Source organism: Oleiphilus sp. HI0067 (genome assembly GCF_001635735.1).
In genome coordinates this window covers 1-8,422 of the sequence record NZ_LWFI01000868.1, presented here as the reverse complement: position 1 = coordinate 8,422, position 8,422 = coordinate 1, and the positions used below count along the sequence as shown (strand labels likewise).

Genomic DNA, 8,422 nt, shown 5'->3' with positions numbered 1-8,422 from the left:
GTGTGTTTAACGCACCTTCCGGTCCGCTAAACACTTTATCTACATTTTTATAAATTCCATTTTTCGCAATTATATCAGTTATTTACAAACACTTATGAGAAACTCGTCATTGGAAAAAGCGGACCCTTTCATAAAAATGTCACAAAATCTCCGTTATGTGGTGATTTTCTAATTCGTCGGCTTTTCTCTATGAAGTGAGCATTGGTCACGAGAGGTATTTAAAGTCCGCAACTGTCTAAATTCTGACATCCCTCAAGCCTCTTCCCAAATTCCTAATGCTATCTCCATAAATGCGCGGGCAGCGCTGCCTAGATGTTTCTTCTCATAACTGACGGCGCCGAGCTTGCGCTCAATGACAGGGTTGCGAACGGGGAGTGCGTGAAGGTCTTCGTCGATCATTGTTTTTGGCAATACCGACCAGCCCATACCAACGCTGGCCATCATTTTCATGGTTTCTAAGTAGTTGGTTGGTATCTTTGCTTTTAGTTCAAGTTGGTTTTCTTCAAACACCTTGGCGACGATTCGATAGGTGAGTGTGGATTCTGAGGGAAGAATCGCATCATGTTGTGATAGCTCTTTTGGGCCGACGCGTTTTAACTGAGCAAGTGGATGCTGGTGTCCGCATACAAAGGCCATCGGGTCATCCCAAACCAAATGCGTTATGAAATGTTCCCGACGTTGTTCTGGAATCGTTATAAAAGCGATATCGGCGTTGTTTTCTTGAAGCAGGGCATAAGCACTTTCGGAGTCGAGAAAATTCAGGTGCAAATCAACTAAAGGGTGCCGTTTGGAGAACTCGCGCAATATCAAAGGTAACCGATGCAATCCAATATGGTGACTTGCCACAATTCTTAAGTCGCCTTTTACTTCACCACTTGTATCTCGTACTGCCTGTTTTGCGTTGTCGAAGTTGTGCAAGATGTTTAAGGCGTGTGGCAGTAATGCTTTGCCTGCATCAGTCAGGGTGATCTCGCGTTGTAGTCGCTCGAAGAGTTTTACATCAAGCCGGCCTTCTAAGTTTTGAATCCGTTTCGATATGGCGGGCTGGGTAATATGCATGACCTTAGCTGCCTTAGAAAAAGACCCTTCGTTGACGATCGTTATAAATGCGAGAAGCGCTTCAATATCCATAGTATTTGTTAAATAAAGTGATACAAACACGTATTCCTGTTAGGAATCGTATTTATAAAAAATATGACTTTGTTTTATTTATAGGTTGAGAATACAATTTATTCAATAGGTAAAGAAACCCTTGTTTGGCAACGCTTTACCGTATCTAGATTCATTAAGTGAGAGTGTACGTAAATGACAAATAAAACCCTTTACGACAAGTTGTGGGATGCGCACGTTGTTGCAGAGCGTGATGACGGTTCTTCATTGATTTACATTGATCGTCAGCTTCTTCACGAAGTAACTTCACCGCAAGCGTTTGAAGGTCTTCGTATTGCAGATCGTAAGCCTTGGCGTATCGATGCAAACCTTGCAACGCCAGATCATAACGTACCAACAACTGAACGTAGCAGTGGTGTGCAGGGTATTGAAGATCCTGTTTCGCGTATTCAGGTGCAAACGCTTGACAACAACTGTGATGAGTTTGGAATCGTCGAATTTAAAATGCTTGATGAGCGTCAGGGCATTGTGCACGTGGTTGGGCCAGAGCAGGGTGCAACCTTGCCGGGTATGACAGTTGTGTGTGGTGATTCGCACACGTCTACGCATGGTGCGTTTGGTGCGCTTGCGCATGGTATCGGTACTTCTGAAGTTGAGCACGTGCTAGCAACGCAAACGCTTGTTCAAAAGAAAATGAAAAACATGCTTGTTCGCGTGAATGGCAAAGTTGCTCCTGGTATTACAGGTAAAGACATTATTCTTGCGATCATCGGCGAAATTGGTACCGCTGGTGGTACTGGCTATGCGATTGAATTTGCGGGCGAAGCGATCAGTGATTTGAGCATGGAAGGTCGTATGACCATGTGTAATATGGCGATCGAAGCAGGTGCTCGTGCGGGTATGATTGCGGTGGATCAAACGACTATCGATTATGTGAAAGGTCGTACTTACGCGCCAAAAGGTGAGATGTGGGATCGTGCGGTTGAAGCATGGGCTGATCTTCATAGTGACGAAGGCGCGCACTTCGACAAAGTGGTAGAGCTTGATGGCCCAAGCATCGAGCCTCAAGTGACGTGGGGTACTTCACCAGAGATGGTGTTGCCAGTTAGTCATAACGTGCCAAATCCTGCGAATGCGACTGATAGCGTTGAAAAAGAAGGCATTACACGTGCGCTTGAATACATGGGCTTAGAGGCTGATCAAGCCATTACGGATATTCAGCTAGATCGCGTATTTATTGGTTCGTGCACGAACTCGCGCATCGAAGACTTACGCGCTGCGGCGGAAGTTGTTAAAGGTCGCCAAGTGGCGAGCACCTTGAAGCAGGCTTTGGTTGTTCCGGGTTCTGGCTTGGTGAAAGCGCAAGCGGAAGAAGAAGGTTTAGATAAGATCTTTACCGAAGCAGGTCTAGAGTGGCGTGAGCCGGGTTGTTCTATGTGCTTGGCGATGAATGCCGACAAGTTAGGTCAGGGCGAGCATTGTGCATCTACCTCGAACCGTAACTTTGAAGGTCGTCAAGGCTTTGGTGGCCGCACGCACTTGGTAAGTCCTGCGATGGCAGCAGCTGCTGCAATTGCCGGTAAGTTTGTTGACGTTCGCGAATTTGTAAGCGCATAGGGGAGGCGAGAGAGATGAGAAAGTTTACTGAATTAAAAGGCCTTGTTGCTCCGCTTGATCGTGCCAATGTTGATACGGATATGATCATTCCTAAGCAGTTTTTGAAATCTATCAAACGCACTGGCTTTGGTAAGAACTTGTTTGATGAGTTGCGTTACTTAGATGAAGGCAAGCCAGATCAAAGCTGTGAAGGTCGTCCATTAAACGAAGAATTCGTTTTAAACCAAGCGCGCTACCAAGGTTCAAGCGTGTTGATAGCACGTCAAAACTTCGGTTGTGGTTCTTCGCGTGAGCACGCGCCATGGGCTTTAGATGATTACGGTTTCCGTTCTGTGATCGCGCCAAGTTTTGCGGATATTTTCTTCAATAACTGTTTTAAAAATGGCTTGTTGCCGATTGTGTTAACAGAAGAGCAAGTTGATCAGCTAGTCAATGAAGTTGAAGCGACTGAAGGCTATGAGTTGGATATCAATCTTGATGCGCAAACTGTGACAACGCCAAGCGGTGAAAGCTTTAGCTTTGAAATCGATGCATTCCGTAAGCACTGCTTGTTGAACGGTTTGGATGATATTGGCGTGACGCTAGAGAGCGAAGAGAAGATTAAAGAATACGAAGCACGTCGTCGCCAAGAAACGCCTTGGTTGTTTGATGCGATTCAAGGTGCTTAATAAGCGCAAGCACGCGAAAGAATTTGAAAGTTTATTGGAAAGTTAGATATGTCTAAAAAAGTTTTGTTATTGCCAGGTGATGGCATTGGTCCTGAAATCGTTGCGGAAGCAGAACGCGTTCTTGATCTTGTAAATGATAAGTTAGGTCTTGGTCTAGAGACTGACCATGCTTTGGTTGGTGGTTCTGCGATTGACGCGACGGGTGTTCCGCTTCCTGATGAGACGCTAGATAAAGCAAAAGCGTCTGACGCGATTTTACTTGGTGCTGTAGGTGGTCCTAAGTGGGATGCGCTTGATATGGCGATTCGTCCAGAGAAAGGTTTGCTTGGTCTTCGTTCAAATCTTGAGTTGTTCGGTAATTTACGTCCGGCGATTTTATATCCGCAGCTTGCAAGTGCATCAACCCTGAAGCCAGAAGTTGTTTCGGGTCTTGATATCTTGATCGTGCGTGAGTTAACGGGCGGCATTTATTTCGGTCAACCGCGTGGTGTACGTACCCTCGAAAATGGTGAGCGTCAGGGTTACAACACCTATGTGTACTCTGAGAGCGAAATTAAGCGCATTGCAAAAGTTGCGTTTGAAGCAGCGCAAAAGCGTAACGGTAAGCTTTGTTCTGTAGATAAAGCGAACGTACTTGAAGTAACGGTGTTGTGGCGTGAAATTCTTGACGATATGGCGAAAGACTATCCAGATGTAGAGCTGAGTCATATGTATGTTGATAACGCAGCGATGCAGCTCGTTCGTGCGCCGAAGCAGTTTGACGTAATGGTTACAGGCAACATGTTTGGTGACATTCTGTCTGATGCGGCAGCAATGCTTACTGGCTCTATCGGTATGCTTCCATCTGCATCGTTAGATGAGAACAATAAAGGTATGTACGAGCCGTGTCATGGTTCTGCGCCTGATATTGCTGGCCAAGGCATCGCAAACCCGCTCGCAACGATTCTATCCGTTGCGATGATGTTGCGTTATAGCTTGAGCGAGAACAAAGCCGCTGATCTGATTGAAGATGCAGTGAGCAAAGTGCTTGATCAAGGTTTGCGTACTGCAGATATCTTCTCTGAAGGTTCAACAAAAGTCTCTACAAAAGAAATGGGTGACGCGGTTGTTGCGGCGCTTGAGTCTTTGGTTTAAATCACTGGTTTAATAAGGTCGATAGAAATGAAAAAGTTAGGAATGGTCGGCTGGCGTGGCATGGTTGGTTCCGTGCTTATGCAGCGTATGCAAGAAGAGAATGACTTCTCTTTAGTTGAGCCAGTGTTTTTTACGACATCACAAAAAGGTTTACCTGCTCCAGATCTAGGGCAGGGGGAATCAGTATTGCTTGACGCAAATGACGTGAGTGAGCTGGCGCAAATGGATTTCATCATTACCTGTCAGGGTGGTGATTACACAAAAGCGGTTTACCCTAAGTTGCGCGAAAGTGGCTGGGATGGCTACTGGATTGATGCGGCTTCAGCCCTTCGCATGGAAGATAACGCTGTCATCGTGCTTGATCCTGTTAACCGTCACGTGATCGATGAAGCACTATCTAATGGCGTGAAAGACTTCGTCGGTGGTAACTGTACGGTGAGTCTAATGTTGCTTGCTCTAGGAGGTTTGTTCGCGGAAGACTTGGTGGAATGGGTATCACCGATGACATATCAAGCGGCATCAGGTTCAGGCGCTAAGCACATGCGTGAATTGATTACTCAAATGGGTGAGATCAACGAAGCGGTTGCGAATCAGCTAGACAATCCAGCGTCAGCGATTCTTGAAATTGATAAGTTGGTAGCAGAGAAAATGCGTTCAGACGAATTCTCGACTGACCAGTTTGGCGTTCCGCTTGCGGGCTCTTTGATTCCTTATATCGATACGCAGTTGCCGTCAGGCCAAAGCCGTGAGGAGTGGAAAGCAGGTGCTGAAACTAACAAGATTCTCGGTACGCAAGATCAAGCAATCCCAATTGACGGTTTGTGTGTACGTGTTGGTGCTATGCGTTGTCACTCTCAGGCGCTTACCATTAAGTTAAAGAAGGATCTGCCTGTCGAAGAAATTGAGGCTAAATTGGCTGCAGCGAATGATTGGGTCAAAGTAATTCCTAATGATCGCGAAGCATCTATTAACGAGCTTAGCCCAACGGTAGCAACAGGTACCTTGAGTATTCCTGTTGGTCGAATCCGTAAGCTTGAAATGGGTCCTGAGTATATCTCAGCGTTTACAGTTGGCGATCAACTTCTTTGGGGTGCAGCCGAGCCATTGCGTAGAATGTTACGGATAGTTTTGGAAGCTTGAGACTTAGCTTCACTTGCCGATAAAGTCGGTAAGCAGATTAAAAGCCCGTCTGTGAAAACAGATGGGCTTTTTTATTGGCAATAGGAAAGGAGGCAGAACTCAAAAAGCTGACTATTGTTAATAGTTATGTAGTAAAAGTTCAGTTGATAATTTTGGTTTGATGATCGATACTTACCAAAATGTAAAATTTTATTTTTCTCAATAAAAGCAAGTGATTGTGGCTGTTTTTTAAACTGCTTTATAGAAGTATGTTGTAGCTGTAGCTAATTGAGATTGAACCGAAAATTTAAGGGAAAGGCGTAATGATCCGCAAACTGGCTATTGTATTGACCTTGGCGTCCGCAGGTTATGCAGGTTTAACTCATGCTTTGGGTTTAGGCGATGCAAAGGTTAATTCTAATTTAAATCAGCCTTTGGTAGCTGAAATTGAATTGGTGAATACAGGTGGTTTAACAGACGCAGAAATTTTGCCTGGTTTGGCGACCCGAGAAGAGTTCCTTAAGGCAGGAATTGATCGAGTCTATTTCCTTTCAGATATTCGTTTTGAAGTTCAGCGCAATGAGAGTGGCGAGCCAAAAGTGGTTCTCACAACCAAAAAGCCAGTCCGTGAACCGTTCATTAACTTTCTTGTTGAAGTAATTTGGCCAAGCGGTCGTTTATTGCGTGAATACGCTCTGTTGATCGATCCGCCAGTTTTCGCAGAAGACAAACCTGTCGTTGCTAGCCCTGCAGCCTCTCAACAAGCAAAACCGCAAGTTTCTGCACCTGCATCCGTTGAAAAAGGAGATAACTTGGCAGTGCGTTCTAGCGTGAAACCGAAAGCCGGTGCCTTGGCTGGTAACGAGACGTACGGGCCAACTAAATCAACAGATACGCTTTGGGATATCGCGACAGGCATTCGTCCAGATCGGAATGTTAGTCCGCAACAAGTGATGCTTGCGATTCAGGATTTGAATCCTGACGCTTTTATTGATGGAAATATCAATAAGATGAAAGCGGGCCAAATTCTGCGCTTGCCAACGCGCGATCAAATGACATCGCGTAGTGCTTATCAGGCGATCAATTCGGTTATTGAGCAAAATGCTGCTCTAAGAAAGCCAAAGACCAAGACTCCGACTTCTTCCTCTAAGCCTTCAATTCAACCAGCTCCGAAAACACAAAAGCCTGCGGCGAATCAGGATCAACTTAAGCTAGTTGTTCCAGATAAAGATTCAAAAGCATCTGATTCAGCGGGTTCAGATCCTCAAGGTTCAAACGCTACTGGTGTGTCTCAGGGTGAAATGAATATTGCTCTGGAGCAGCTCGATAAAGCGAATCTCGAGAACGAAGAGTTAAGCGGTAAGGTTGATGCGCTTGAAGAGCAACTTGAGACCCTTCAGCGCATACTTACGCTAAAAAATGATCAGCTAGCGAGCTTGCAGTCGCAGATGCGTGCAAGTGAATTAGACGCAGCGCAAGCAGAGGTTGACGGCGGGCAGGGTGCTTCTCAAGCGTCAGTTGAAGAAACTGCAGAGGTTGCTGAAGTCATTGTTGAGCAAGTAAAAGAAACGGTAGTTCTAAACGAAGATGGCTCAGTGATCGCTGAACAAGTTGAGGTGGCTGAAGTTGTTGCAGAGATTCAAGTAGAAGAAGTAAAACCTGCGGAAGCTGCGCCTGCTGAAGCTGCGCCTGCTGNAGCTCCAGCACCAGTTAACTTTCAAGAAGATTTGCTGAACAAGCTTATGACTAACCCTCTTTACCAAGCTGGTGTGGCGGGTATTTTGATTCTTCTATTGATTGCGTTGTGGTTGATTTCCAAGTCGCGTGCAAAGCAAGAATCTGATGACTATGAAGAAGAATATGAGACGGTTGAATCTGATGAGTCTGCTGAACTTGAATCGGCTGATGAAGAGTTGGAAGAACCTGCCGGAGTTGTCGAAGAAGAAGCGGATGAAGAGTTTGTAGAGGAAGATGCGCCTGCTTCACCAGAAGAGGACGTAATTGCAGAGTCTGATGTATATATCGCTTATGGTCGCTTGGATCAGGCAGCTCAGATTTTAGAAGATGGTATTTCGAACGATCCGGTTCGTGTTGATTATCGTCTTAAATTATTAGAAGTGTATCGCGACCTTGGCGATTCAGATTCGTTTGAAAAGCAGTTTAGTGAGTTGTCGGCTATCCAGGATCAAGATGCGCTTGAAAAAGCCGCACAGATTCGTGTTGAGCTGAATGAGCGTTTAGAAGAGCTTGCAAATCAGAAAGCAGATGCTGGTAGTGCAGAAGAAGTAGAGCATTTGTTAGACGAGGATGAAGAGCAGGCGCTTTTATCTGGAGACGATAACAACTTTGACTTCGATACGGTTGAGCAGGAAGAAAGCGAAGTTGCAGAAACTATTCAAGAAGAGGTGCTAGACTCTGAGTCTCCTGCAAGCTTGGAAGATTCCGAAGACTCATACGCTGAAGAAGCGCTTGAAGAGGTTGCTGGTGATATAGATTTTTCTTCAGAAGATTTAGATATCGATTTAGATATCGATTTGGAGCTTGATGAAAGTGATAAAGAACTAGAAGTTGATCCAGGTATCGATTTCTCATCAGAAGATTTAGATCTTGGTGGTGACTCTGACAAAGCAGAAGAGCTTGAGTTGGATGCTGACAATGATGCATCGGTTGCAGATGCAGCTTCGTCTCATCTCGTAGATGAAGACGATGAATTGTCGCTAAGTGATGCAGAGTTAAATCACGAAGCTGAAATTGATTTGGATTTGAGTGATGAG

General features: G+C 45.3%; 6 protein-coding genes. 5 read left to right on the top strand and 1 reads right to left on the bottom strand.

The features are described from left to right. Positions 1-252 precede the first annotated feature (252 nt). A complete protein-coding gene (locus A3739_RS09520; protein WP_068481133.1) occupies positions 253-1,131 on the bottom strand; it encodes a LysR family transcriptional regulator in 879 nt (292 codons plus the stop codon). 174 nt (positions 1,132-1,305) lie between these two features. Here A3739_RS09520 and leuC point away from each other — a divergent pair, with 174 nt between their 5' ends. The 5 genes from leuC to A3739_RS09495 all read left to right on the top strand — a co-directional run. Beyond that, the gene (gene leuC, locus A3739_RS09515) at positions 1,306-2,727 is read left to right on the top strand and encodes a 3-isopropylmalate dehydratase large subunit (protein WP_068481136.1); all 1,422 of its coding nucleotides are present in this window, start codon (positions 1,306-1,308) and stop codon (positions 2,725-2,727) included. 14 nt (positions 2,728-2,741) lie between these two features. Beyond that, positions 2,742-3,395 (top strand): 3-isopropylmalate dehydratase small subunit, encoded by a 654-nt coding sequence (gene leuD / locus A3739_RS09510; RefSeq protein ID WP_068475469.1) that lies wholly within the window; start codon positions 2,742-2,744, stop codon positions 3,393-3,395. Positions 3,396-3,443: 48 nt separating this feature from the next. After that, positions 3,444-4,529 (top strand): 3-isopropylmalate dehydrogenase, encoded by a 1,086-nt coding sequence (leuB, locus tag A3739_RS09505; protein ID WP_068481139.1) that lies wholly within the window; start codon positions 3,444-3,446, stop codon positions 4,527-4,529. Positions 4,530-4,556: 27 nt separating this feature from the next. Further along, on the top strand, positions 4,557-5,669 hold the full coding sequence (gene asd, locus A3739_RS09500) for an aspartate-semialdehyde dehydrogenase (RefSeq protein WP_068481142.1): 1,113 nt from the start codon (positions 4,557-4,559) through the stop codon (positions 5,667-5,669). A 302-nt stretch (positions 5,670-5,971) separates the two neighbouring features. Beyond that, the coding region (locus tag A3739_RS09495) for a FimV/HubP family polar landmark protein (protein ID WP_068501163.1) at positions 5,972-8,422 on the top strand (2,451 nt) is incomplete at its 3' end.